The organism is Burkholderia sp. BCC1644, from assembly GCF_902833225.1.
GTDB lineage: Bacteria > Pseudomonadota > Gammaproteobacteria > Burkholderiales > Burkholderiaceae > Burkholderia.
This window is the reverse complement of the sequence record NZ_CADFEI010000004.1, coordinates 459,678-485,599: the sequence shown is the minus strand read 5'-3', so window position 1 is coordinate 485,599 and position 25,922 is coordinate 459,678. Positions and strand designations below refer to the sequence as shown.

Genomic DNA, 25,922 nt, shown 5'->3' with positions numbered 1-25,922 from the left:
GAGCTCAACGCGTACCCGGATGCCTTCAAGCAGTCGTGGCTGTACACGGAGCTGTACCGCGCGCGCAACTTCAAGCAGTGGATGGCGAAGGGCCTGTACCTGGGCACGCTGATGGTCGGGCTCGAACAGAAGATGATGGGCGGCAATGTGCCGTGGACGCTGCACCACAAGCATGCGGACCACGAGATGCTGAAGCCGGCGTCGCAATGCCAACCGATCGAATACCCGAAGCCGGACGGCAAGCTGACGTTCGACCGGCTGTCGTCGGTGTTCATCTCGAACACGAACCATGAAGAGAACCAGCCGGCGCACCTGACGCTGAAGGATGCGAACGTGCCGGTGAACGTGAACCTGCGCACGTACGCGGGGCCGGAGGGGCGCTTCTGCCCGGCGGCGGTGTACGAGTTCGTGAAGAACGACGACGGCAGCGACCGGCTGGTGATCAACGCGCAGAACTGTGTGCACTGCAAGACCTGCGACATCAAGGACCCGACGCAGAACATCGTGTGGGTCACGCCGGAAGGCGGCGGCGGGCCGAACTACCCGAACATGTAATCCGCCACAGCGCGCCGCCACGAGCGGCGCGCTTTTGTGGGCCGCCACAAACGAAACGGGGCGCTGCTTGAAGCAGCGCCCCGTTTTGCATTCCCGGCACGTCTGTCAGGCGACACGAGGCTCGAAGCACCCCGCCCGCTTGCGTCAGGTCGCGCTGCCGGCAATCTTCGGCGTCGACGTCTCGACGTCGCCGCACTGTGCGCGATGGCGCAGCGCGTGGTCGATCAGCACCAGTGCCAGCATCGACTCTGCGATCGGCGTCGCACGAATGCCGACGCACGGATCGTGGCGGCCGAACGTCTCGACCGTCGCTTCGTCGCCTGCCTTCGTGATCGAGCGGCGCGGCGTGCGGATACTCGACGTCGGCTTGATCGCGATCGACACGGTGATGTCCTGCCCCGTCGAAATCCCGCCAAGCACACCGCCCGCATGGTTGCCGACGAAACCGCCCGGCGTCAACTCGTCGCCGTGCACCGAGCCGCGCTGCGCGACGCTGTCGAAGCCCGCGCCGATCTCGACGCCCTTCACCGCGTTGATGCTCATCATCGCCTTCGCGATATCGGCATCGAGACGATCGAACACGGGTTCGCCCCAGCCGACCGGCACGCCCGATGCGACGACGTCGATGCGCGCACCGATCGAATCGCCTTCCTTGCGCAGCGCATCCATGTACGCCTCGAGTTCCGGCACGACCGCCGCATTCGGCGAGAAGAACGGGTTCTCGTGCACGTGCGCCCAATCGACGAACGGCACGTCGATCTCGCCGAGGCCGCTCATGTAGCCGCGCACCTCGACGCCGAAGCGCTCGCGCAGCCACTTCTTCGCAACCGCACCTGCGCCGACGATCGGCGCGGTCAGGCGCGCGGACGAGCGACCGCCGCCGCGGTAGTCGCGGATGCCGTATTTCTGCCAGTACGTGTAATCGGCATGGCCGGGACGGAACGTCTCGACGATGTTGCCGTAGTCCTTGCTGCGCTGGTCGGTGTTGCGGATCAGCAGCGCGATCGGCGTGCCGGTCGTCACGCCTTCGAACACGCCCGACAGGATCTCGACCTCGTCGGCCTCCTGCCGTTGCGTCACGTGCCGCGACGTGCCGGGCTTGCGGCGATCGAGCTCGACCTGGATGTCAGCTTCGGTCAGCCCCATCCCCGGCGGGCAGCCGTCGATCACGCAACCGATCGCGGGACCGTGCGATTCGCCGAAGGTCGTGACAGTGAAAAGCGTGCCGAGGGTATTGCCGGACATGATGGAACCGCCCAAAGAAAATTAGACAAGCCAATACATGGCCTGTCGAAATATCGACAGACCTATATTTCGGAAGTCGTGGAATATAGACAAGCCTATATTATGCCAGCCGTCCCGACGGTTCGCGACGTGCGGCGCGCTCCGGGCCGCACTCAGCGGTCGGAGCGGCATAGACGAGCCGTCCTTCAGGCGACAAAAGCGGCACGATCATACCGCCTTGCCATCGAGATTGCGCCAGCCCGCCCGACTACTTGCGCGCGCCGCGCAGCTCCGTCACTGCGGCCTGCAGCGACTCGGGCGTCGCGACCGACGCGGGGATCGGCTCGCCGACTGCCAGCGTCAGCCGGCTCATCACGCCGCGTTTGATGGGGCGCGGCATCCGCGCATCGGAATGCCGCGAGAAATAGCTGCCCCACAGCCCGCGCAGCGCCATCGGAATCACCGGCGCCGGCGTGCGGCCCAGGATCTCGGTGATGCCGTGGTGGAACGTGTTGATGTCGCCCGTCTTCGTCAGCTTGCCCTCGGGGAAGATGCACACGAGTTCGCCGTCCTTCAGCGCGGCCTCGCACAGGTCGTACGCCCGCGCGAGCATCGCGGGATCCTCATGGCGCGGCGCGATCGGGATCGCCTTCGCATGCCGGAACACCCAGCTCGCGAAGCGCGTCTTGAAGATCCGGTGATCCATCACGAAACGGATCGGGCGCGGGCTCGCGGCGGCCAGCACGAGCGCATCGACGTAGCTGACGTGGTTGCACACGAGCACGGCCGCCCCTTCCGCCGGGATCCGCTCCGCGTGCACGAGGCGGATCCGGTAGAAGGTGTGCACGAGCACCCACGCGACGAAGCGCAGCAGGAATTCGGGCACGAGCAGGTAGATATACGTCGCGACGATCACGTTCAAGAGCGCGGTGGCGAGGAACAGCCCCGGGATGTCGACGCCTGCCTTGGTCAGCCCCATCGCCATCACGGCCGACAGGATCATGAACAGCGCGTTCAGGATGTTGTTCGCGGCGATGATCCGCGCGCGGTGCGTCGGCGCGCTGCGGCTCTGGATCAGCGCGTACAGCGGCACGCTGTAGAAGCCGCCGAACATCGCGAGCAGGAACAGGTCGGCCAGGATGCGCCAGTGGCGCGCGCCGGCCAGGAATTCGCCGACCGACAGCAGATGGCCGGGCGACGGCAGCGCGTGGCTCGCGAAATACAGCTCGATCGCGAACACGCTGATGCCGATCGAGCCGAGCGGCACGAGGCCGATCTCGACGCGACGCTGCGACAGCCGCTCGCACAGCAGCGAGCCGAGGCCGATGCCGACCGAGAAGGTCGCGAGCAGGATCGTGACGACGTCGGGGCTCGCGGACAGCACGTCCTTCGCGAAATTGAAGAACGACGTGAGGAACGTCGCGCCGACGAACCACAGCCACGAGATGCCGAGCAGGCTGAGGAAGACGGTGCGGTTCTGGCGCGCGAGCCCGAGGTTGCGCCACGTTTCGCTGAACGGATTCCAGTTGATCACGAGATCGGGCTGCGGCGCCGGCGTCGACGGCACGCGCTGCGCGACGAGCCGCCCCGCGAGCGCGATCACGACGACGCTCACCGCGAGCACGCGCTCGCCGGCGCCTTCGATGCCCGCGGCCGCGCCGCCGATGATCGTGCCGATCAGGATCGCGATGAACGTGCCCATTTCGACGAGGCCATTGCCGCCGACCAGCTCGTGCTCGCCCAGATGCTGCGGCAGGTACGAATACTTGACGGGCCCGAACAGCGTCGAGTGCATCCCCATCATGAACGTGCACAGATACAGCAGCGTCGCGCTATGCGTGACGAAGCCGGCCGCGCCGACGAGCATCAGCGCGATCTCGAAGGTCTTCACGAAGCGCGTGAGAGTCGCCTTGTCGTATTTGTCGGCGATCTGGCCGGACGTCGCCGAAAACAGCACGAACGGCAGAATGAAGATCGCGGAGATCAGGAACGCGGCCGTCTTGGCGTCGACGCCGGAGAACCGCGCGGTGTGATAGGTGACGAGCGACGTGAAGCCGATCTTGAAGACGTTGTCGTTCAGCGCACCGAGGAACTGGGTGGTGAAGAACGGGGCGAAGCGGCGCTCGCGCAGCAGGTCGAACTGCGATGCGTGGGCGCGCCGCTCGTCGCGCCGCTCCGAAGTGGCTTGCGTGTGATCGCTCATGCGGAATACGCGCGCGTCGTCTCGGCGAAGCTGCGCGGGCCTCGTGTTGTCGTTGAAAAAACGGCGGCGCAGGACAAGCCTGCGCCGCCGCATGCCGGATGGCGGCGCCCATGCATCAAGGTGCCGGGCGCGGCGTGGTTCACGGCTTGTGCGCTTCGGCTTCCGATTCCGGCCAGTCGCGGATGTACGCCTTCAGCATCCGGTTCTCGAAGCTCTGCGCCTCGACGACCGTCTTCGCGACGTCGTAGAACGAAATGACGCCCATCAGCACCTTCTTGTCGAGCACCGGCATGTAGCGCGCGTGACGCTCGAGCATCATCCGGCGCACTTCGTTGACGTCGGTTTCCGGCGTACACGTGAGCGGCTCGTCCATCACCTTGCGCACCTGGACGTCGCCGATCGCACCGCCGTTCACGTGCAGGCGCAGGATGATCTCGCGGAACGTCAGCATCCCGACGAGATCGCCGTACTCCATCACGACGAGCGAACCGATATCGTGTTCGGCCATCGTGTCGACCGCTTCGCGCAGCGGTTTATCGGGCGTCACCGTAAACAGCGTGTTGCCCTTCACTTTCAGAATATCGCTGACGCGCATCGTAGTCCCCTCATGCTTGAATGCAAAATCTCTTTCGATCCTATCGGAAAGCCTGTCAAAAGGAAAGCGCGGCCCGGCGCGGCGGCCCGCCCCCGCTTGCGGACACGGACCAGCCGCCGCACAATGACCCCATCGATGGCGGCCCGAGGAGACGGCCATGGCGCATACGCATTCGGAGCAATTCGCCAGCTTCGCGGATTTCTACCCGTATTACCTGAACGAACACCAGAACCTGACGTCGCGGCGGCTGCACTTCATCGGCTCGCTCGGCGTGATCGGCTGCGTCGCGATGGCGATCGCGACCGGCAACTGGCTGTGGCTGCCGGCGGCGATCGTCTGCGGCTACGGTTTCGCGTGGGTCGGACACTTCTTCTTCGAGAAGAACCGCCCGGCCACGTTCCGGCACCCGATCTACAGCCTGATGGGCGACTGGGTGATGTTCAAGGACATCTGCACCGGCAAGATTCCGCTGTAACCGCCGGGCTCCGCCTTCACGCAGGCCGCGGCGGCCGCGCGTGCGGGTCGGGCACGCCGTCGGGCGCCTGCCCGGGGATGTCTGCCGTCTGCGCGCCTGCGAGCCGGTGCGCGGCGATCAACGACGCGAGCGTCACGTCGAACCGGTCGCTCGACAGCACCGCGAGCAGCGCCGCGCCTTCGACGTGGCTGCGGCGGCGCTGCAGCTGGTAGGTCAGCTCCGTGCGGTCGATCACCAGCACGTCGAACAGTTGCGCGAGCGTCAGCTGCTCCGGGTTCGCGAGCAGGATGTAGCGCGGCGTGGTTTCGCCGCCGCCGTCGAGCCGCGCAATCCATTCCCGCTCCTCCATCGTCGTCAGCAAGCGCTGCGCGGTTTCCATGTCGCAGCGCAACATGGTCGCGAGCCGCATCGCCGTATGGCCGCGCTTGCCGGCCGCGCGCGCTTCGGCCAGCCGCGCGAGCAGCTCGAGCGCGTCGAGCAGGTCGCTGCCCGGATAGTGGATGCGGTGGAACTGGCCGACGCGGATCGCGGGCAGCGCCGAGGCCACCATCGCGCCGAGCAGCGCGATGAACCAGCTCAGATACACCCACAGCAGGAACACCGGCAGCGCCGCAAACGCGCCATAGACGGCCGTATAGGTCGGAATGCGCCGCACGTAGTAGCCAAAGCCGCGCTTCGCGAGCTCGAACGCGACGGCCGCGAACAGCCCGCCGATCACCGCGTCGCGCCACGCGACCGCGCAGTTCGGCAGGTACACGTACAGCAGCGTGAACGCGAGCACCGTCAGCGGCAGCGACGCGAGCGCGAGCAGCCACTCGACGATCGACGTGGACGGCCCGGCGCCGGTGAACGCGAGCGACTGCGTGAACAGGTACGACGAGATCGACAGGCTCACGCCGAACAGCAAGGGCCCAAGCGTGATCAACGCCCAGTACGCGAGCACGCGCTGCGCGAACGGCCGCGGCTTGCGCACGCGCCAGATCAGGTTGAACGCCGATTCGATCGTCATCATCGTCATCACCGACGTGACGACCAGCACGATCAGGCCTGCCGTCGTCAGCCCCTTCGCCTTCGACGCAAACTGGTTCAGGTACTTGAAGATCTGGATGTTGAACTGCGCGGGCATCAGGTGATCCGCGAGAAACCCCTGCAGCGAGATCTGGAACGACGCGAACATCGGGAACGCGGTGAACAGCGCGAACGCGACCGTCACGAGCGGCACGAGCGCCAGCATCGTCGTGAAGGTCAGGCTGCCCGCCACTTGCGGGATGCGATCCTCGGCGCTGCGCCGGGCCGCGAACTGCGCGAGGCGCTTGAGGGTGTCGAGATCGACGCTCAACTTCGGCAAACGACTTCTCCTTCTTGATGCCGCGCGCCTCACGGCGCGCCGCCGCCGCGCTGCGCGACGGCTTCAGCCCCTATAATAGCCGCTCGATTCCAGCAGGGGCCGACTGCACCGGGCACGCGCGCGGCCGCACGCGGCTCCGTAGCCCATGAAAGACATTCTCGTCCTCTATTACAGCCGTCACGGCGCCACGCGCGATCTCGCGCTCGCGATCGCGAACGGCATCGACAGCGTGCCGGGCATGCAGGCGCGCATCCGCACCGTGCCGCCCGTGTCGACCGTCTGCGAAACCACTGCCCCCGACATCCCCGCCGACGGCCCGCCGTACGCGGAACTGCGCGATCTCGAGGAATGCGCGGGCCTCGCGCTCGGCTCGCCGACCCGCTTCGGCAACATGGCCGCCTCGCTCAAGTATTTCCTCGACGGCACGACACCGCAATGGCTGTCGGGCGCGCTGACCGGCAAGCCGGCGAGCGTGTTCACGTCGACGGGCAGCCTGCATGGCGGCCAGGAATCGACGTTGCTGTCGATGATGCTGCCGCTGCTGCATCACGGGATGATGATCGTCGGAATCCCGTACACCGAATCGGCACTCAGCACGACGCGCACCGGCGGCACGCCGTACGGCGCGTCGCATGTCGCGCAGCACGATCGCACGGCGCCCGGCGGGCTGTCCGCGGACGAGAAAACGCTCGCGGCCGCGCTCGGCGTGCGGCTCGCGCGCGCGGCCGCGGCGCTGTCGGCCGCCCAAGCCGCCGAGGCCGCATGAACGCCCCCGCCCGCCCCGCCGTCGCAGCCCGGCCGCATTATGCGCTGGCCGCCGCCGCGTGCCTCGTCGCGCTGATCGCGCTGTCGCTCGCGTGGGAGCTGTGGCTCGCGCCGCTGCGCCCGGGCGGCTCGGCGCTGATGCTGAAGGCCGTGCCGCTCGCGCTCGCACTGCCCGGCGTCTGGCGGCGTAACATCTATACGATGCAGTGGGCGAGCATGCTGATTCTCGTCTATTTTGCCGAAGGCATCGTGCGCGGCATGTCCGATCGCGGGCTGTCCGCGACGCTCGGCTGGTGCGAGACCGCGCTTGCCGTCGGCTTCTTCGTGGCGGCGCTGGCGTACGTCGCGCCGTACAAGCGCGCGGCGAAAAAGTCGCGCGCTGCGTCCTGACCCTTACGCGACAAGGTGATGATGTCCTCCGAAGCTTTCGTTTCCGCGTGCCGCGACGCGCTCGGCGCCGACTACGTGCTGACCGATCCGCACGATACCGAACCGTTCCTGACCGACTGGCGCCGCCGCTACAAGGGCACCGCGTGCGCGGTGCTGAAGCCCGCGAACACGGCCGAAGTCGCCGCACTCGTGAAGCTGGCCAACACGCACGGCGTCGCACTCGTGCCGCAAGGCGGCAACACGGGCCTCGCCGGTGGCGCCACGCCCGATGCGACCGGCAGCCAGGCCGTGCTGAGCGTCGCGCGCCTGAACCGCGTGCGTGCGCTCGATCCGCACAACAACACGATCACCGTCGAAGCCGGCGTGATTCTCGCCGACGTGCAGGCGCGCGCCCGCGAAGGCGGCCGGCTGTTCGCGCTGAGCCTCGCGGCGGAAGGCAGCTGCACGATCGGCGGCAACCTGTCGACCAATGCAGGCGGCACCGCGGTGCTGCGCTACGGCAACGCGCGCGAGCTGTGCCTCGGGCTCGAGGTCGTGACGCCGCAAGGTGAAATCTGGGACGGCCTGCGCGGACTGCGCAAGGACAACACGGGCTACGACCTGCGCGACCTGTTCATCGGCGCGGAAGGCACGCTCGGGATCATCACGGCGGCCGTGATGAAGCTGCATCCGCTGCCGGCCGCGCAGGTCACGGCACTCGCCGCACTCGAATCGCCGCACGCGGCGCTCGACTTCCTGTCGCTCGCGCAGCGCGCGGCCGGGCCGCTCCTGACCGGCTTCGAGCTGATGTCGGATTTCTGCATGCAGCTGGTCGGCAAGCACTATCCGCAACTGCGCTATCCGTTCGCGCAGACGCATGCGCAGACGGTGCTGCTCGAACTGTCCGACAACGAAAGCGAAGCGCATGCGCGCGCGCTGTTCGAGAAACTGATGGAAGAAGCGTTCGAGGCCGGGCTCGTGGTCGACGCCGTGGTCGCGGAGAATCTCGCGCAGTCGCGCGCGTTCTGGGACCTGCGCGAGCACATCCCGCTCGCGCAGGCCGACGAGGGGCTCAACATCAAGCACGACATCGCGGTGCCGATCTCGTCGGTCGCGCGCTTCATCGACGAGACCGACTCAGCGATCCAGCAGGCCGCGCCGGGCGCGCGGATGGTCACGTTCGGCCACCTCGGCGACGGCAACCTCCACTACAACGTGCAGATGCCCGAAGGCGGCGATGCGAAGGCGTTCCTCACGGCGTTCCAGGCGCCGATCAACCGGATCGTCTACGACAACGTGCACCGCCATCACGGCACGATCAGCGCGGAACACGGAATCGGACAGCTGAAAATCGACGACGCACAGCGCTACAAGTCGCCGGTCGAAACGACGCTGATGCGCACGCTGAAGTCCGCGCTCGACCCGCGCGGCCTGATGAATCCCGGCAAGGTCCTGCGCTGAAGCCGCCCACTCCGGAGCCCCGCCCGTGAAAGTCCGCGTCCTGTCCGACCTGCATCTCGAAAGCAACCAGCCCGACGTGATCGCGCATGCCGATGCGGATCTCGTCGTGCTGGCCGGCGACATCCACAATCACGCGGAAGGCCTGCGCTGGGCCGCCGAAACGTTCGACCCGGCCGTACCGGTGGTCTACGTGCCGGGCAACCACGAGTACTACGACGGGGAATTCGGCGCGCTGGAGACGGCGATGCGCGACGCGGCGCATACGCTCGACAACGTGCATTACCTGAACAACGGCGTCTACGTCGATCCCGAGCAGCATTTCCGCGTGCTCGGCACGACGCTCTGGGCCGATTTTGCACTGTTCGGCAACGACGAAGCCAGCATGGCCGGCGCAATCGACGCCGCGCTGCGCGTAATGCTCGATTTCAAGGGATTGATCCAGGTGACCTGGCCGCACGACGCGGCGCTGCATGCGGCGCCGGGTACGCCCGGTGCTGCTGAACGCGATTTCTCGCCGGCCGACGCGATCGCGCTGCACCGGCAAAGCCGCAAGTGGCTGGAAACGCAACTCGCGACGCCGTTCGCGGGCAAGACGATCGTCGTCACCCATCATGCGCCGCACCGGCGCTCGCTGGCGGAACGCTATGCGGAAGATCTCGCTTCGGCGGGGTTCGTGACGGACATGGCGGAACTGGTGCAGCCGCCCGTGGATCTGTGGCTCCACGGCCACACGCATACGTCATTCGACTATGTTGCGGACGGCGGCACGCGCGTGGTGTGCAACCCGCGCGGCTACATCCACCGGCGTACCGGCGAACGGGAAAACACCGCATTCGCTTGGGACAAGGTCGTCGAGCTCGGCTGAACACCGGCCCGCCAGGCCGCATTGCGCGGCCCTGCCCGCCTCCTCGCGTGACGGCAGGATCAGCGGCCGGGGCGACGCGGCTCGCGCACGCGAACCGGAACCGGCTTCATCTGCGCCTTCGCCTTCATCGCGCGCAGCAGGTCGCGCGTCGCCGCGGCGGCAGCGGCCGCGCCCAGCAGGACGCCAAGGCCGATCATCAGGTGCGTATCCATTGCTACTCCGGGGTTGCTTATCTCGTTAATTCCCACAGTATCAAACTGTCTGACACGCGTTCGTAAAAAAATGTTGCGTGAAGGACAAATCTCGTCAGATTGCGATCAACCGCGCTCTCATGTCGCACGCGTGTACTGCTCGAGCGCGGCCTCGTCGGCCTGGAGCGTGACCGGCAGCTCGTCGCGCAGGAAATCGACCCAGGTGCGAATTTTCGCATCGAGGTACTGGCGCGACGGATACAGCGCGTAGATGTTCATCACGTGCGACCGGTACTCCGGCATCACGCGCACGATGTGTCCGCTGCGCAACCAGCCGATCGCCGAATAGAGCGGCAACCCGCCGACCCCCATCCCTTCCCGCACGGCCACCGCGAGCGCCTCGGCGACGTTCACGCGGAACGGCGGCGCCGTGATCGGGACGACCTCGTCGCCGTTTGGCCCTGCCAGCGCCCATTCGTCGAAGTGAAAACCCGGCGCGACCATCCCGAGGCACACGTGCTGGGCGAGATCGGCCGGCCGCTGCGGCACGCCATGCGCCTCGACGTAGCCGGGCGATGCACAGACGACGCTGTAGCTCTCGCCGAGCCGCTGCGACACGAGCCCCGAATCGGGCAGGTCGCGGCCGACGACGATCGCGACGTCGTACCCCTCGTCGAGCAGGTCGGGCATCCGCTGCGCGAGCGTCAGCTCGACGTGCACGTCCGGATAGCGCTCGCGGTAGCGCGCGATCGCCGGCACCAGGTAGTGCTGGCCGAGGCTCGTGAAGCAATGGACCTTCAGCTTGCCCGACGGGCGCGCATGCGCGTCGCCGGCCTCGGCTTCGGCCTGGTCGACATACGCCAGGATCTGCTCGCAGCGCTGCAGGTAGCGCTCGCCGGCTTCGGTCAGCGCGATCCGGCGCGTCGTGCGGTTCAGGAGACGCGTGCGCAGGTGCGCCTCGAGATCCGAGACCGCGCGCGACGCATAGGCGGTGGTCGAATTCATCTGCTGGGCGGCCGCGGTAAAGCTTCCCGCGTCGACCACGCGGACGAATACCCGCATGTTTTGTAACGTATCCATCCCATTACCCGTGTGAATCCGGAGGGATTGTTGCACAGGCGCCAACAAATATTATCTCAGGATTCGTAAAAATGACTTGCACCGTTGTCCATTTATTCAGGAATCACTGAAAAATATAATCGCATCCGACTCATCTATATCCGAAAGGGAGAAAATCGTGCAGTCTCCGGCGACAAAAGGGACGCTCGCACTGGCGGTTCTTGCAGTCTCATTAATAATGGCCGGATGCGCGAGCATGGGCGACAACAAGCCCCAATCGGCCCGCACCGAGGCGAACGCGCTCGACGCCGGCGCCGCGATCCGCGGGGCGGCCATCCGCGCGGCCGACCGTGACGCGGGCTGGCCCGCGGCCGACTGGTGGCGTGCCTATCGCGATCCTCAGCTCGACACGTGGATCGCCGCCGCCCAGGCCGGCAACCCGACCCTCGCGGCGGCCGAGGCCCGCGTGCGCGAAGCGCAGGCGATGGCGCGCGTGGCCCGTTCGGCCGAATTGCCGCAGATCAACGGCAACCTCTCGCTGATGCGCCAGCACTGGCCGGACAACGTGTACTACGGCCCCGGCCCGCTCGCGAACACCGACACCTGGAACAACACCGGCACGCTCGGGCTGTCGTACCACCTCGACCTGTGGGGCAAGGACAAGAACGCGACCGAACGCGCGCTCGACACCGCGCATGCGACCGCCGCCGACGCGCGTGCAGCGAAGCTCGAACTCGAAGTCAACGTCGTGCGCGCCTATATCGGCATGTCGATGAACTACGCGCTGCTCGACCTCGCGCACGAAACGTTCGAACGCCAGCGTTCGCTCGCCGATCTCGCGCGCAAGCGGCTGCAGGCCGGCCTCGGCACGCAGCTCGAAGTGAGCCAGGCGGAATCGACGCTGCCCGACTACGAACGCCAGATCGACAGCTACGAAGAAGCGATCCAGCTCGCGCGCCACCAGCTCGCCGCACTGGCCGGCAAGGGCCCGGGCGCCGGCGACGCGATCAAGCGGCCGCAGCTGTCGCTCGACGCGCCGGCCGGGTTGCCGTCGGCGCTGCCGGCCGACCTGCTCGGCCGCCGCCCCGACGTCGTCGCGGCGCGCTGGACGGTCGACGCGCAGGCGCGCGGCATCGACGTCGCGAAGGCGTCGTTCTACCCGAACATCGACCTGCTCGCGACGGTCGGCGGCTTCGGCGTGACCGCGCCGTTCACCGACTTCCTGCGCGCGATGAACGGCGGCTGGACGGCCGGCCCCGCGCTGTCGCTGCCGATCTTCGAAGGCGGCCGGCTGCGTGCGCAGCTTGGCGCGGCGAACGCCGGCTACGACCAGGCGGTCGAGCGCTACAACCAGACGATCGTCGGCGCGCTCAAGGACATCGCCGACCAGGTCGTGCGGATCCGCTCGCTCGATACGCAGAAGAAGGACGCCGCGCGCTCGGTGGCCGCCAACGACCGCAGCTACCAGCTGTCGCGCGAAGGCTTCCGTCGCGGGCTGACCGATTACGTGAACGTGCTGATCGCGCAACAGCAGCTGCTGCGCGCGCAGGAGACGGCCGCCCGCATCGATGCGGAACGCCTCGCCGTGCATGCGCAGCTGATGGCCGCGCTCGGCGGCGGTGTCGAGACGGGCACGGACGTGCGGGGCGGCCATCCGTCAAAGAACGAGACGGCGATCGGCGCCGCCGCGCCGGCCGCCGCGTCGGGCACCAAGCCCGTGGCGGCAGCCAATCGGCCCGCGCGGGTCGCGAGCACCGGCTCGTCCGGCGTGACGGCCGCACGGTAACGCGGAGCGCCTGCCATGTCCGCCTCTTCCCCCGCTTCCACACCCGCCGGCGGCCCGTTCGCGGCCTGGACCGCCGCGTTCGGCGACTGGGCCCGCACCGACGGCGCCGCGTGGCTCTACCTGTTCAAGGCGCTGCTCGCCGCGTTCATCGCGACCGGCGTGTCGATGCGGCTCGACCTGCCCGCGCCGAAAACGGCGATGACGACGGTGTTCATCGTGATGCAGCCGCAAAGCGGCGCGGTGCTCGCGAAGAGCTTCTACCGCGTCGCCGGCACGATCTTCGGGCTCATCGCGACGCTCACGTTCGTCGGGCTGTTCCCGCAGCAGCCGCAGCTTTTCCTGCTGGCCGTCGCGCTGTGGGTCGCGCTGTGCACGGCCGGCGCCGCGCGCAACCGCAACTTCCGCAGCTACGGGTTCCTGCTGGCCGGCTACACGACCGCGCTGATCGGGCTGCCCGCTTCGCAGCACCCGGACGGCGCGTTCATGAGCGCGATGACGCGCGTGGCCGAAATCATGGTCGGGATCGTGTCGGCCGGCGTGGTCAGCGCGCTCGTGTTTCCGCAGACCACCGGCGAGCAGATGCGCACGACGGTGCGCAAGCGCTTCGGCAGCTTCGTCGACTACGTCGCATCGGCGCTGTCGGGCACGCTCGACCGCGCGCATATCGAAACCATCCATACGCGCTTCGTCGCCGATGTGGTCGGGTTCGAAGCCGCGCGCAGCATGGCCGTGTTCGAGGATCCCGACACGCGGATGCGCAGCGGCCGCCTCGCGCGGCTGAACAGCGAGTTCATGAGCGCATCGAGCCGCTTCCACGCGCTGCACCAGTTGATGAACCGGCTGCATGCGGCCGGCGCGCAGGCCGCGATCGACGCGATCGAGCCGTACTTCCGCGAAATCGCGCCGCTGCTGCTGACGCACGCCGGCGAACCCGTGCGCACGTCGGCCGACGCGGGCCACGCGGCCGAGCAACTGCTCGCGTGGCGCGACGCGCTGCCGCGCCGCATCCGTGCGACGCGCGCGGCGCTCGAAACGCAGCCGGACTTTCCGCTGCTCGACTTCGATACGGCCGCCGAGCTGCTGTACCGCTTCATCACCGACCTGCACGAGTACGCGGCGACCTATGCGTCGCTGTCAACCGCGACGCACGAGCGCGAACGCTGGATCGAACGCTACGAGCCGCGCACCAACGTGACCGCGATGGTGATCGCGGCGATCCGCACCGCGACCGTGATCCTCGTGCTCGGCTGGTTCTGGATCGAGACCGCGTGGCCGAGCGGCGTGACGCTCACGCTGACGGCCGCGGCCACCTGCGCGCTCGCGTCGTCGACGCCGCGTCCGACCGCGATGTCCGCGCAGATGGGCATGGGCACGGCGCTCGCCGTCTGCACGGGCTTCCTGCTGACGTTCGGCATCTATCCGCACATCGACGGCTTCCCGCTGCTGTGCGTGGCACTCGCGCCGCTGCTCGCGATCGGCATCTACATGACGCTGAAACCGAAGCTCGCCGGCTACGGGATGGGCTACCTGATCTTCTTCTGCTTCCTCGCGGGCCCGGACAGCATCACGCACTACGACCCGACCAGCTTCATGAACGATGCGCTCGCACTCGTGCTGTCGATGCTGGTGTCGGCGATCGCGTTCGCGGTGCTGTTCCCGCCGACCGCGCCATGGCTCAAGAAGCGGCTGTTCGCCGACCTCCGCCACCAGGCCGTCGCGGCCGGCCATGCACGGCTCGCCGGCTTGCGCACGCGCTTCGAGAGCGGCGCGCGCGACCTGATGTACCAGGCGCACACGCTGTCGGCCGACCAGCCCGACGTGCAGCGCGACGCATTGCGCTGGATGTTCGCGGTGCTCGAAGCCGGCAACGCGACGATCGACCTGCGCCACGAACTGGCGACGCTGCCGCTCGACCCGCGCTATGCGCCGGCGATGCCGTGGCGTCGCGCGATCGAGACGATGCGCGCCGCGCTGGCCGCGCTGTTCACGAAACCGAACGCCGCGCGTTTCGACGCGACGCTCGCCGCGACCAATGCGGCGATCGACGCGACGCGGCAGACGCTCGACGCGTTCGAGCCGTCGCGCGAGGAGCGCCACCGGCTGCAGCGCATCCTCAGCCACCTGCATTTCGTGCGTACCGCGCTGCTCGATCCGGAATCGCCGCTCGAGCCGCTCAACCGCAACCGCCCCGTGCGTCCCCAACCAGGAGCCTCGTCATGATGCCGCGTGAAATCGCCATTCTCGATGCCTACATGCCGACGGTGGTGCTGATGTTCGTCCTGGGCGCGCTCGCGACCTGGGCCGTCGACCGCCTGCTCGCCTATACGGGCCTCTACCGTCTCGTCTGGCACCCGTCGCTGTTCCGGGCCTGCCTTCTCGTCTGCATTTGCGGCGGACTGAGTCTCGCCGTTTACCGTTGATTCCGAACCATCATGATTCTCAGAAAACTCTTCGGCTTCGTCGCGACCGCCGTCATCCTTCTCGTCGCGATCCTGATCGGGCGCTCGCTGTGGGTGCACTACATGGACGATCCATGGACGCGCGACGGGCGCGTGCGCGCCGAGATCGTCAACGTCGCGCCGGACGTGTCGGGCGCGATCGTCGAGCTGCCCGTGCATGACAACCAGCTCGTGAAGAAAGGCGACCTGATCATGCAGATCGATCCGTCGCACTACCAGATCGCGGTCGAGCAGGCTCAGGCGGCCGTCGCCGCCCGCCGCGCGGAACTGCAGATGCGCCGCGACGACGCGGCCCGCCGCGCGGATCTCGATGCGCTCGTCGTGTCGAAGGAAAACCGCGAGAACGCCGCGCACAGCGCGTCGAGCGCCGACGCGCAGTACCAGCAGGCCATCGCTGCGCTGGACGCCGCGAAGCTCAACCTCGAGCGCACGCGCGTCGTCGCGCCGGTCGACGGCTACGTCACGAACCTGCAGACGTTCAAGGGCAACTACGCGGTGGCCGGCCAGGCGAAGCTCGCGATCGTCGACAGCCACTCGTTCTGGGTGTACGGCTACTTCGAGGAAACCAAGCTGCCGCGCGTGAAGATCGGCGCGCCGGCCGAGATGCGGCTGATGAGCGGCGGCGTGATGAAGGGCCACGTCGAGAGCATCTCGCGCGGCATCTACGATCGCGACAACCCGCAAAGCCGCGACCTCGTCGCCGACGTGAACCCGACGTTCAACTGGGTACGCCTCGCGCAGCGCGTGCCGGTGCGCATCAAGATCGACGAAGTGCCGGCCGACGTGGTGCTGTCGGCGGGCACGACCTGCACGGTCATCATCGATCCGGACAAGCAGAAGAAGTCGTAACGGCCGGACGGCCCGGCACGCTCAGGCCGCGATGCGGAAACGCCCGACCAGCGACTTCAGCGCCTGAGCCTGCTCGTCGAGCGCGTTGGCGGCCGCGGCCGCCTGCTCGACGAGCGCCGCGTTCTGCTGCGTGCCGGCGTCCATCTGCGTGACCGCGCGGCCGATCTCGTCGATCCCGGCGCTCTGCTCGTCCGACGCCGCCGAAATCTCGCCGATGATATCGGTCACGCGCTTGACGGCGCGCACGACGTCGCCCATCGTGCGGCCGGCATCGTGCGCGAGCGCCGCGCCGTTCGCGACGCGCTCGACCGACGCGCCGATCAGCGCGCGGATCTCCTTCGCAGCCGTTGCCGCACGCTGCGCAAGCAGGCGCACCTCGCCCGCGACCACCGAGAAGCCGCGCCCCTGTTCGCCGGCGCGTGCAGCCTCGACCGCCGCGTTCAACGCCAGGATGTTGGTCTGGAACGCGATACCCTCGATCGTGCCGATGATGTCGCGAATGTTCTTCGCGCTGTCGTCGATCTCGCTCATCGTCGCGACCACACGCCCGACGACTTCACCGCCCGTCTCCGCCACCACCGACGCATTGGCCGCGAGCGCGCTCGCCTGCCGCGCATTCTCGGCGTTTTGCCGCACGGTCGACGTGAGCTGCTCCATGCTGGCCGCGGTGCGCTCGAGCGCGACGGCCTGCTGCTCGGTGCGCCGCGACAGGTCGAGGTTGCCGGTCGAAATCTCGCCGGACGCGGCCGCGATGGCCTCGGCGCTGACGGCGATCTCGCCGACGGTCGCCGCCAGCCCCGTCTGCATCTCGGCCAGCGCGCGCACCATGCTGTCGCGATCGTGCCGGCCGAGCGTGATCGGCCGCGTCAGGTCGCCGCGCGCGATGTCCGCGGCGATCGCCTTCGCATGGGCAGGCTCGCCGCCGAGTTGCGACGCGAGACGCCGCACGACCCGCTCGGCGATCACGATTGCGAGCACGATCAGCGCGGCCGTCATCGCCGCGATCATCGCGAACGAGGACGAGAAGATGGTGGCCGACGCATCGAGCGTCGCCTTCGACTTTTCGCCGCGCGTCTTCACGAGTTCGGCGACGAGTTTCTCGAGCTTGCCGGTCTCGACCAGCAGCGACACGTCCTGCGTGCCGACCTGCCAGTTCATCTGCGACAGGTCGAGGGGCTGCGCGCGCACGAGCGTGACGAAATCGCGCAGATGCGCGCTCCACGTGCCGACGGCCGTCGAGAATGCGCGCAGCCGCGCCGAATCGTCGGCATCGGCCGGATCCGCGTAACGCTGCAGCGTGCCGAGCGCCTGGCCGATCGACGCGAGCCCCGCGCCGACCTCGGCGCCGAGCTCGTCGCGCTCCTTGGCGGTGGTCGCGGTCAGCAGCATCTTCTGCGCGCGGCTCGCGCGCAGGACCTCGGCCCGGACCTCCTGCGCCGCACGGCTCGCGACGTGGCCCTGCTCGTAGACCGACGCGATCGACGCGTTCAGCCGGCTGATCTGCCACAGCGAAAACACGCCGATCGCGAGTGTGCCGGCCAGCAGGATCGCGAATGCGGCGCGCAACGTCGCCTTGACGGTCCACGGCCGGCGCGCTCGGCGCGCCGCGCGCGTGCGCCGTGCGGCGCGACCGCCGGCAACGTCGGGTGCGGCGGCCGCCGCACCGGGCTGTGGATGCAAAGATGCTGCTTTCATCGAACTATCCCCGTATGGATCACGCTGCCGGAAAGGTGGGTCCCGGCATTCCCGCGATGGCTGGCCATGCCGCGCGTCCTTCGCCCGCCCGGCGGGTAGCCGGTGCCGGGCGCGGCGCGCCTGTTGTCATTGGGTCGTTCTACGGCCGCCACCGCCGTTTCTTGAGTCCGGTAAAACACGCACCGGGCCCCGGCGCGGCCGCCGCTGAAGGCCGGACGCGCCGCCAGCGTTATACCCGTCCAAAAAAATACGCATCGTCCGACCTGTCCGACGAATGTCCGATTCGCGATAAAACTTGGCCTGACATTCTCGATACGCCACATTACACTTCTTTGACGCATCAACGAATCAACAACGCGCCGATCCCCATCAGAGCGCGCCCGCCACCTCAACTCGTTCAGCTCACATGGAAACCAGCCTCGACTCCGGAGCCGGCGCAGCCGCCGCCCAGCCGTCCGCGCCACCCGCGCCCCGCACCGTCTACCCGGTGCTCGGCGCAATCAGCTTCTCGCACATGCTCAACGACATGATCCAGTCGTTGATCCTCGCGATCTATCCGATGCTCAAGAGCCAGTTCGCGCTGTCGTTCGCGCAGATCGGCCTGATCACGCTCACGTACCAGATCACCGCGTCGCTGCTGCAGCCGCTCGTCGGCCTCTATACCGACAAGCGTCCGAAGCCGTATTCGCTGCCGGTCGGCATGGGCTTCACGCTCGCGGGGCTGCTGCTGATGTCGGTCGCGTCGAGTTTCCCGATGCTGCTGGGGGCCGCGGCGCTCGTCGGCTGCGGCTCGTCGGTGTTCCATCCGGAGTCGTCGCGCGTCGCGCGGATGGCATCGGGCGGCCAGCACGGGCTCGCGCAATCGGTGTTCCAGGTCGGCGGCAACGCGGGCTCCGCGCTCGGGCCGCTGCTCGCCGCGCTCGTGATCATTCCGCACGGCCAGCACAGCATCGCGTGGTTCTCGGCGGCCGCGCTCGTCGCGATGATCGTGCTCACGCAGATCGGCCACTGGTACAAGAAGCATCCGTCGATGAAGAAGAAGGCGGTGCCGGCCGGCCATCCGACGCTGTCGCGCGGCCGCGTGATGGGCGCGATCGGCGTGCTGGTGCTGCTCGTGTTCTCGAAGTACTTCTACCTCGCGAGCATCAACAGCTATTTCACGTTCTACCTGATCGACAAGTTCCACCTGTCGGTGCAGGCCGCGCAGATCCACCTGTTCGTGTTCCTCGCGGCCGTGGCGGCCGGCACGCTGATCGGCGGGCCGGTGGGCGACCGGATCGGCCGCAAGTACGTGATCTGGGTATCGATCCTCGGCGTCGCGCCGTTCACGCTGCTGCTGCCGTACGCGAACCTGTTCTGGACGAGCGTGCTGACCGTGATCATCGGCATCGTGCTGGCGTCGGCGTTCGCCGCGATCCTCGTCTATGCGACGGAACTGATGCCCGGCAAGGTCGGGATGGTCGCGGGCCTGTTCTTCGGCTTCGCGTTCGGGCTCGGCGGGGTCGGCGCGGCCGTGCTCGGCCAGCTCGCCGATGCGACGAGCATCACGTTCGTCTACAAGGTGTGCTCGTTCCTGCCGCTGATCGGCGTGCTGACGATCTTCCTGCCGAACCTCGAAAGCAGCCGGCGCAAGAAGGCGTGACGAGCCGGCCGCGGTGTGTGCGCCGCGGCCAGTCGATCGGCTCGAAGGGAGAATACGGCGGCGGCTTCAGGCCGCCGTCGTTGCATGCAGCGTCAGGAAACGCTTGAGGATGCCGGACGAGTAGCTGCTCGCGATCGCCGACAGGAAGTGCGAGAACGACTGCGTCGCGTGGTCGTCGGCCGTATCGGAAATCGTGCGCACGAGTGCGAACGGCACGTCGTGCTCCGCGCACACCTGCGCGATCGCGGCGCCTTCCATTTCGACCGCGAGCGCGTCCGGCAGCGCGTCGCGCAGCGCGACGACCTCGCGCTCGCTCGACACGAAGCGGTCGCCGCTGATGATGAGCCCCGCATGCAGCGTCGCGCCGGCAAGCCCGAAGCGTTCGGCGAACTGCGCGCCCTCTTCCGCGACGAACAGCGTGCAGGCAGCCCGCAGGCGCGCCGTCAGCGCCGCGTCGGTCGCGAAGCGCGTGATGCCGAGCAGCGGCACTTCGTAGCGCGGAAAGAGTGGCGATGCGTCGAGATCGTGCTGCAGCAGCGTATCGGCCACGACGACGTCACCGACCCGCACCGTGCGCGACACGCCGCCCGCGACACCGGTGAACACGACGCCCGACACGCCGAACACGTGGATCAGCGCGCTGACCGTCGCGGCGGCCGCGACCTTGCCGACCCGCGCGAGCGTGACGACGCAGGCCGCGCCGTGCACGGTGCCGACGTGATAATCGCGGCGGCCGAGCGTGACCGTCTTCATCGCGCCGTCGGCGCGCATCGCGGCGATCAGGTCGCCGAGCTCCTCGGGCAGCGCGGCCAGAATGCCGAGCGGACGGGCCGAAGCCGTCCCCACCATGTCGATGCCCATCATTCCACCGCCTGCAGTTTCGCGACCGCGAGCGCGAGCCACTTCTCGCCGTGCCGCTTGAATTTCACCTGCGCCTTCGCATCGGTGCCGTTGCCTTCGAGCGCGGTGACCGTGCCTTCGCCGAACTTGGTATGGAACACCTGCTGGCCGACCCGGAACCCGGTATCGGCGGCGCGCTGCTTGTTCGCGAACGCGGGCAGCGGCGCGGACACGGCCGCGTCGACGATCTGCTCGCGACTGCCGCCGCCCGGCCGCGCGAACCAGTCGCGCCCGTACCCGGCGTTGTCCGAACGCCCGCCCCACCGCGAACCGGCCTCGACCTTCGGCGTCAGCCATTTCAGCACGTGCTCGGGCAGCTCGTCGAAGAATCGCGAGCGCACGTTGTAGCGCGTCTGGCCATGCAGCATCCGGCTCTGCGCGAACGACAGGTAGAGCCGCTCCTTCGCGCGCGTGATCGCGACGTACATCAGCCGGCGCTCTTCCTCGAGGCCGTCGGATTCGAGCACGCTGTTCTCGTGCGGGAACAGCCCTTCCTCGAGGCCCGTGATGAACACAGCCGAGAATTCGAGCCCCTTCGCCGCGTGCACCGTCATCAGCTGCACGGCGTCCTGGCCGGCCTGCGCCTGGTTGTCGCCGGCCTCCAGCGACGCGTGCGACAGGAAACCGGCAAGCGGCGTCATCGTGTCGGGGTTTTGTGCCGGGTCGGCGGGTGACGCCGGATCGAGCACGTCGACCGCCGGATCGTCGGTCGCGGTGCCGAGCTCGGGCGCCGCGATCGCGCCCGCACGCAACGGGATCGAGCGGGCCGGCGTGTCGAGCCCGTAGCCTTCCTCGGCGATGAACGCGGTGGCCGCGTTCACGAGTTCCTGCAAGTTCTCGAGGCGGTCCTGGCCTTCGCGCTCGCCCTGGTAGAAATCGGAGAGACCGCTGGCGCGCACGATGTGCTCGACGGTGTCGGGCAGGTTCATGTGCTGCGTATCGGCGCGCATCTTCGCGACCAGGTTCGCGAACCCGCCGAGGCTCGTGCCGGCCTTGCCCGTCACGTACGGAATCGCGGCGGCCATCGAGCAGCCGTACAGGCGCGCGGCGTCGGCCAGCTGCTCGATCGAGCGCGCGCCGATCCCGCGGGTCGGGAAGTTCACGACGCGCACGAACGCCGTGTCGTCGTTCGGGTTGTCGATCAGGCGCAGGTACGCGAGCGCGTGCTTCACTTCCTGGCGCTCGAAGAAGCGCAGGCCGCCGTACACGCGGTACGGGATGCCCGACGACATCAGCGTGTGCTCGATCGAGCGCGACTGCGCGTTGCTGCGGTACAGGACGGCCACTTCGCTACGCGCCATCCCGGTGTTGATCAGCGAGCGGATCTCCTCGACGATCCAGCCGGCTTCCTGCGAATCGGTGCTCGCCTCGTACACGCGCACGGGCTCGCCGTGGCCGGCGTCGGTGCGCAGGTTCTTGCCGAGGCGGTGCGCGTTGTTCGAGATCAGCTGGTTGGCCGCGTCGAGGATGTTGCCGTGCGACCGGTAGTTCTGCTCGAGCTTGATCAGGTTGCGCACGCGGAATTCGTCTTCGAAGTCGCGCATGTTGCCGACGTTCGCGCCGCGGAACGCATAGATCGACTGGTCGTCGTCGCCGACCGCGAAGATCGCGTTCTCGCCGCCCGCGAGCATCTTGAGCCACGCGTACTGCAGCTTGTTGGTGTCCTGGAACTCGTCGACGAGGATGTGCCGGAAGCGCGCCTGGTAATGCGCGCGCAGCGGCGCGTTGTACGCGAGCAGCTCGTAGCAGCGCAGCAGCAGCTCGGGGAAATCGACGACGCCCTCGCGCTGGCACTGCTGGTCGTATGCCTGGTACAGCTCGACGAACTTGCGGTTGAAGTTGTCGGTCGCGTCGACCTTGTCGGGGCGCAGCCCCTGCTCCTTCGCGTTGTTGATGAAGTACTGGACGTTCTTCGGCGGGTACTTTTCATCGTCGACGTTCGCGGCCTTCATCAGCCGCTTGATCGCGGACAGCTGGTCGGCCGTGTCGAGGATCTGGAAGGTCTGCGGCAGGCCGGCGTCGCGCCAGTGCGTACGCAGCATCCGGTTGCACAGGCCGTGGAACGTGCCGATCCACATCCCGCGCGTGTCGATCGGCATCATCGCGGACAGGCGCGCCATCATCTCGCGCGCGGCCTTGTTCGTGAAGGTCACGGCGAGGACGGTGGGCGGCGATGCGTAGCCCTGCTGGATCAGCCACGCGATGCGCGTGATCAGCACGCGGGTCTTGCCGCTGCCCGCCCCTGCAAGGATCAGCGCCGGTTCGTTCGGCAACGTGACGGCGGCGAGTTGTTCGGGGTTCAGATTGGCGAGCAGATCGGGCATGGAGCGGCAGCGGACGGGCGAGAAAAATGCGGACCCGACATTATAAGTCGGCCGCGCGATGCCGTTCCCGATCCGTTCGGCCGCACGCTGCGGACGCGCTGCCGGCGCGTTGCGGCCCCGTCGCGACAAGCCCGTGGCGGCAAGGCGATGGCTGGCCGATGGGCATCCATTTATAATTGTCAGATTCGGCATCCAATTCACGCATTTTTCGGCAGATTTCCAACATGAGCGACAACACGCTTGCGAAGAGCTTCGAGCCCCACACCATCGAGTCCCAATGGGGGCCGGAGTGGGAAAAACGCGGCTATGCCGCCCCGGCATTCGATCCGTCCCGCCCCGATTTCGCGATCCAGTTGCCGCCGCCGAACGTCACGGGCACGCTGCACATGGGCCATGCGTTCAACCAGACGATCATGGACGGCCTCACCCGCTACCACCGGATGCTCGGCGAGAACACGCTGTGGGTGCCCGGCACCGACCACGCGGGGATCGCCACCCAGATCGTCGTCGAGCGCCAGCTCGACGCGCAGGGCGTGTCGCGCCACGACCTCGGCCGCGAGCAGTTCGTCGAGCGCGTGTGGGAATGGAAGGAAAAATCGGGTTCGACGATCACCGGCCAGGTGCGCCGCCTCGGCGCGTCGCCGGACTGGTCGCGCGAATACTTCACGATGGACGACAAGATGTCGGCCGCCGTGCGCGACGTGTTCGTCACGCTCTATGAACAAGGCCTGATCTACCGCGGCAAGCGCCTCGTCAACTGGGATCCGGTGCTGCTCACGGCCGTGTCGGATCTCGAAGTCGCGAGCGAAGAGGAAAACGGCCACCTGTGGCACATCCGCTACCCGCTCGTCGACGGCTCGGGCTCGCTGACCGTCGCCACCACGCGCCCCGAGACGATGCTCGGCGACGTCGCGCTGATGGTTCACCCGGAAGACGAGCGCTACGCGCACCTGATCGGCAAGCTCGTCACGCTGCCGCTGACGGGCCGCGAGATCCCGGTGATCGCCGACGACTACGTCGACCGCGAGTTCGGCACGGGCGTCGTGAAGGTCACGCCCGCGCACGATTTCAACGACTATCAGGTCGGCCTGCGCCACAACCTCGCGCCGATCGAGATCCTGACGCTCGACGCCAAGATCAACGACAACGGCCCCGAGCAGTATCGCGGCCTCGACCGCTTCGACGCGCGCAAGGCGATCGTCGCCGACCTCGACGCGCAGGGCTTCCTCGACTCCGTCAAACCGCACAAGCTGATGGTGCCGCGCGGCGACCGTACGGGCGTCGTGATCGAGCCGATGCTGACCGACCAGTGGTTCGTCGCGATGACGAAGCCCGCGCCGGAAGGCACGTTCACCCCGGGCAAGTCGATCACCGAAACGTCGCTCGACGTCGTGCGCAACGGCCAGATCAAGTTCGTGCCGGAAAACTGGACGACCACCTACTACCAGTGGCTCGAGAACATCCAGGACTGGTGCATCTCGCGCCAGCTGTGGTGGGGCCACCAGATTCCCGCGTGGTACGGCGAGAACGGCGAGGTGTTCGTCGCGCGCAACGAGGAAGAAGCGCGCGCGCAGGCCGCTGCCAAGGGTTACGCGGGTGCGCTGAAGCGCGACGAGGACGTGCTCGACACGTGGTTCTCGTCGGCGCTCGTGCCGTTCTCGTCGCTCGGCTGGCCGAACGAAACGCCTGAACTGCAGCACTTCCTGCCGTCGTCGGTGCTCGTCACGGGCTTCGACATCATCTTCTTCTGGGTCGCCCGGATGGTGATGATGACCACGCACTTCACCGGCAAGGTGCCGTTCCACACCGTCTACGTGCACGGCCTCGTGCGCGACGCGGAAGGCCAGAAGATGTCGAAGAGCAAGGGCAACACACTCGACCCGATCGACATCGTCGACGGCATCGACCTCGAGACGCTGGTCGCGAAACGCACGACGGGCCTGATGAACCCGAAGCAGGCCGCGACGATCGAGAAGAAGACGCGCAAGGAATTCCCGGACGGCATCGCCGCGTTCGGCACCGACGCGCTGCGCTTCACGATGGCGTCGATGGCGACGCTCGGCCGCAACGTGAACTTCGACCTCGCGCGCTGCGAAGGCTACCGCAACTTCTGCAACAAGCTGTGGAACGCGACGCGCTTCGTGCTGATGAACTGCGAAGGCCACGACTGCGGCAGCGACAAGCCGGAAGTGTGCGGCGCGGGCGATTGCGGCCCCGGCGGCTACCTCGACTTCTCGGCGGCCGACCGCTGGATCGTGTCGCTGCTGCAGCGCACCGAGGCCGACATCGCGAAGGGCTTCGCCGATTACCGCTTCGACAACATCGCCAGCGGCATCTACAAGTTTGTGTGGGACGAGTACTGCGACTGGTATCTCGAACTCGCGAAGGTGCAGATCCAGAACGGCACGCCGGAACAGCAGCGCGCGACGCGCCGCACGCTGCTGCGCGTGCTCGAAACGGTGCTGCGCCTCGCGCACCCGGTCATCCCTTTCATCACCGAAGCGCTCTGGCAGAAGGTCGCGCCGCTCGCCGGCCGCTATCCGCAAGGCAAGGCCGAGGGCGAAGCGTCGCTGATGACGCAGGCGTATCCGCTCGCGAACCTGCAGAAGATCGACGAGGCGTCCGAGCAGTGGGCGGCCGACCTGAAGGCGATCGTCGACGCATGCCGCAACCTGCGCGGCGAGATGAACCTGTCGCCGGCGACCAAGGTGCCGCTGCTGGCTGCCGGCGATGCCGACCGCCTGCGCTCGTTCGCGCCGTACGTCCAGGCGCTCGCGCGCCTGTCGGAAGTGCAGATCCTCGCGGATGAAGCGACGCTCGACAAGGAAGCGCACGGCGCGCCGATCGCGATCGTCGGCCCGAACAAGCTGGTGCTGAAAGTGGAAATCGACGTCGCGGCCGAACGCGAGCGCCTGTCGAAGGAAATCGCGCGCCTGACGGGCGAGATCGTGAAGTGCAACGCGAAGCTCGGCAACGAGGCCTTCGTCGCGAAAGCGCCGCCGGCCGTGGTCGAACAGGAGCAGAAACGCGTCGCGGAATTCCAGAGCACGCTCGAAAAACTGCGCGCGCAGCTCGATCGGTTGCCTGCGTAACAAAGGGTAAGGCCGTTTGCGTTCACTATAATGCGAACGTGAACATAGACTGTCTGACAAGTCGA

At 67.7% G+C, this 25,922-nt stretch carries 21 protein-coding genes; 12 read left to right on the top strand and 9 right to left on the bottom strand.

Annotation, left to right across the window (positions count from 1 at the left end; translation table 11 throughout):
* On the top strand, positions 1–555 hold a 555-nt coding region (locus HWX87_RS10950), incomplete at its 5' end, for a 4Fe-4S dicluster domain-containing protein (protein WP_176047152.1).
* Positions 556–699: 144 nt separating this feature from the next.
* On the opposite strand, the gene aroC is transcribed toward HWX87_RS10950, so the two are convergent.
* From aroC to HWX87_RS10935, 3 genes are all read right to left on the bottom strand, one after another.
* The gene (gene aroC, locus HWX87_RS10945) at positions 700–1,800 is read right to left on the bottom strand and encodes a chorismate synthase (protein ID WP_176047151.1); all 1,101 of its coding nucleotides are present in this window, start codon (positions 1,798–1,800) and stop codon (positions 700–702) included.
* A 247-nt stretch (positions 1,801–2,047) separates the two neighbouring features.
* On the bottom strand, positions 2,048–3,982 hold the full coding sequence (locus tag HWX87_RS10940) for an MFS transporter (protein WP_176047150.1): 1,935 nt from the start codon (positions 3,980–3,982) through the stop codon (positions 2,048–2,050).
* Between the two features lie 139 nt (positions 3,983–4,121).
* Positions 4,122–4,577 (bottom strand): CBS domain-containing protein, encoded by a 456-nt coding sequence (locus HWX87_RS10935; RefSeq protein WP_006488504.1) that lies wholly within the window; start codon positions 4,575–4,577, stop codon positions 4,122–4,124.
* 157 nt (positions 4,578–4,734) lie between these two features.
* Between HWX87_RS10935 and HWX87_RS10930 the strand changes: the two genes are divergently transcribed.
* A complete protein-coding gene (locus HWX87_RS10930; RefSeq protein ID WP_011351766.1) occupies positions 4,735–5,052 on the top strand; it encodes an Mpo1-like protein in 318 nt (105 codons plus the stop codon).
* A 16-nt stretch (positions 5,053–5,068) separates the two neighbouring features.
* Here the strand turns inward: HWX87_RS10930 and HWX87_RS10925 are convergent, their stop codons facing one another.
* Entirely contained in the window at positions 5,069–6,400 is a 1,332-nt protein-coding gene (locus HWX87_RS10925) for a YihY family inner membrane protein (protein ID WP_176047149.1), read from the bottom strand.
* A 145-nt stretch (positions 6,401–6,545) separates the two neighbouring features.
* Here HWX87_RS10925 and wrbA point away from each other — a divergent pair, with 145 nt between their 5' ends.
* From wrbA to HWX87_RS10905, 4 genes are read left to right on the top strand one after another with little or no spacing between them, the layout of a single operon-like run.
* Positions 6,546–7,166: an NAD(P)H:quinone oxidoreductase gene (gene wrbA, locus HWX87_RS10920; RefSeq protein ID WP_176047148.1), complete on the top strand. Its 621-nt coding sequence runs from the start codon at positions 6,546–6,548 to the stop codon at positions 7,164–7,166.
* A complete protein-coding gene (locus HWX87_RS10915; protein ID WP_176047147.1) occupies positions 7,163–7,555 on the top strand; it encodes a DUF2069 domain-containing protein in 393 nt (130 codons plus the stop codon). The genes wrbA and HWX87_RS10915 overlap by 4 nt, the downstream gene beginning before the upstream one ends.
* A gap of 18 nt (positions 7,556–7,573) precedes the next feature.
* Positions 7,574–8,995, top strand: a complete 1,422-nt coding sequence (locus HWX87_RS10910) for an FAD-binding oxidoreductase (RefSeq protein WP_176047146.1) — start codon at positions 7,574–7,576, stop codon at positions 8,993–8,995.
* 25 nt (positions 8,996–9,020) lie between these two features.
* Positions 9,021–9,860, top strand: a complete 840-nt coding sequence (locus tag HWX87_RS10905; protein WP_176047145.1) for a metallophosphoesterase — start codon at positions 9,021–9,023, stop codon at positions 9,858–9,860.
* Positions 9,861–9,919: 59 nt separating this feature from the next.
* Here HWX87_RS10905 and HWX87_RS10900 read toward each other — a convergent pair whose 3' ends face one another.
* A complete protein-coding gene (locus HWX87_RS10900) occupies positions 9,920–10,072 on the bottom strand; it encodes a hypothetical protein (RefSeq protein WP_006476208.1) in 153 nt (50 codons plus the stop codon).
* A gap of 117 nt (positions 10,073–10,189) precedes the next feature.
* On the bottom strand, positions 10,190–11,131 hold the full coding sequence (locus HWX87_RS10895) for a LysR family transcriptional regulator (protein ID WP_176047144.1): 942 nt from the start codon (positions 11,129–11,131) through the stop codon (positions 10,190–10,192).
* Positions 11,132–11,288: 157 nt separating this feature from the next.
* Here HWX87_RS10895 and HWX87_RS10890 point away from each other — a divergent pair, with 157 nt between their 5' ends.
* From HWX87_RS10890 to HWX87_RS10875, 4 genes are read left to right on the top strand one after another with little or no spacing between them, the layout of a single operon-like run.
* Positions 11,289–12,896: an efflux transporter outer membrane subunit gene (locus tag HWX87_RS10890; protein ID WP_176047143.1), complete on the top strand. Its 1,608-nt coding sequence runs from the start codon at positions 11,289–11,291 to the stop codon at positions 12,894–12,896.
* Between the two features lie 15 nt (positions 12,897–12,911).
* Positions 12,912–15,116, top strand: a complete 2,205-nt coding sequence (locus HWX87_RS10885) for an FUSC family protein (RefSeq protein WP_176047142.1) — start codon at positions 12,912–12,914, stop codon at positions 15,114–15,116.
* Positions 15,113–15,316 (top strand): DUF1656 domain-containing protein, encoded by a 204-nt coding sequence (locus tag HWX87_RS10880; protein ID WP_011351756.1) that lies wholly within the window; start codon positions 15,113–15,115, stop codon positions 15,314–15,316. Before HWX87_RS10885 ends, HWX87_RS10880 begins: the two co-directional genes overlap by 4 nt.
* 12 nt (positions 15,317–15,328) lie before the next feature.
* Positions 15,329–16,204 (top strand): HlyD family secretion protein, encoded by an 876-nt coding sequence (locus tag HWX87_RS10875; protein WP_176047141.1) that lies wholly within the window; start codon positions 15,329–15,331, stop codon positions 16,202–16,204.
* Positions 16,205–16,225: 21 nt separating this feature from the next.
* On the opposite strand, the gene HWX87_RS10870 is transcribed toward HWX87_RS10875, so the two are convergent.
* Positions 16,226–17,899 (bottom strand): methyl-accepting chemotaxis protein, encoded by a 1,674-nt coding sequence (locus HWX87_RS10870; RefSeq protein ID WP_176047140.1) that lies wholly within the window; start codon positions 17,897–17,899, stop codon positions 16,226–16,228.
* Positions 17,900–18,305: 406 nt separating this feature from the next.
* Here HWX87_RS10870 and HWX87_RS10865 point away from each other — a divergent pair, with 406 nt between their 5' ends.
* On the top strand, positions 18,306–19,541 hold the full coding sequence (locus HWX87_RS10865) for an MFS transporter (protein WP_176047139.1): 1,236 nt from the start codon (positions 18,306–18,308) through the stop codon (positions 19,539–19,541).
* A gap of 66 nt (positions 19,542–19,607) precedes the next feature.
* Here HWX87_RS10865 and HWX87_RS10860 read toward each other — a convergent pair whose 3' ends face one another.
* Together HWX87_RS10860 and HWX87_RS10855 are read right to left on the bottom strand one after the other, a co-directional pair.
* Positions 19,608–20,405 (bottom strand): 5'-methylthioadenosine/adenosylhomocysteine nucleosidase, encoded by a 798-nt coding sequence (locus HWX87_RS10860; RefSeq protein WP_176047138.1) that lies wholly within the window; start codon positions 20,403–20,405, stop codon positions 19,608–19,610.
* Positions 20,402–22,765, bottom strand: a complete 2,364-nt coding sequence (locus HWX87_RS10855) for a UvrD-helicase domain-containing protein (protein ID WP_176047137.1) — start codon at positions 22,763–22,765, stop codon at positions 20,402–20,404. The genes HWX87_RS10860 and HWX87_RS10855 overlap by 4 nt, the downstream gene beginning before the upstream one ends.
* A gap of 224 nt (positions 22,766–22,989) precedes the next feature.
* On the opposite strand from HWX87_RS10855, the gene HWX87_RS10850 reads away from it, so the two are divergent.
* A complete protein-coding gene (locus HWX87_RS10850) occupies positions 22,990–25,857 on the top strand; it encodes a valine--tRNA ligase (protein ID WP_176047136.1) in 2,868 nt (955 codons plus the stop codon).
* Positions 25,858–25,922 lie beyond the last annotated feature (65 nt).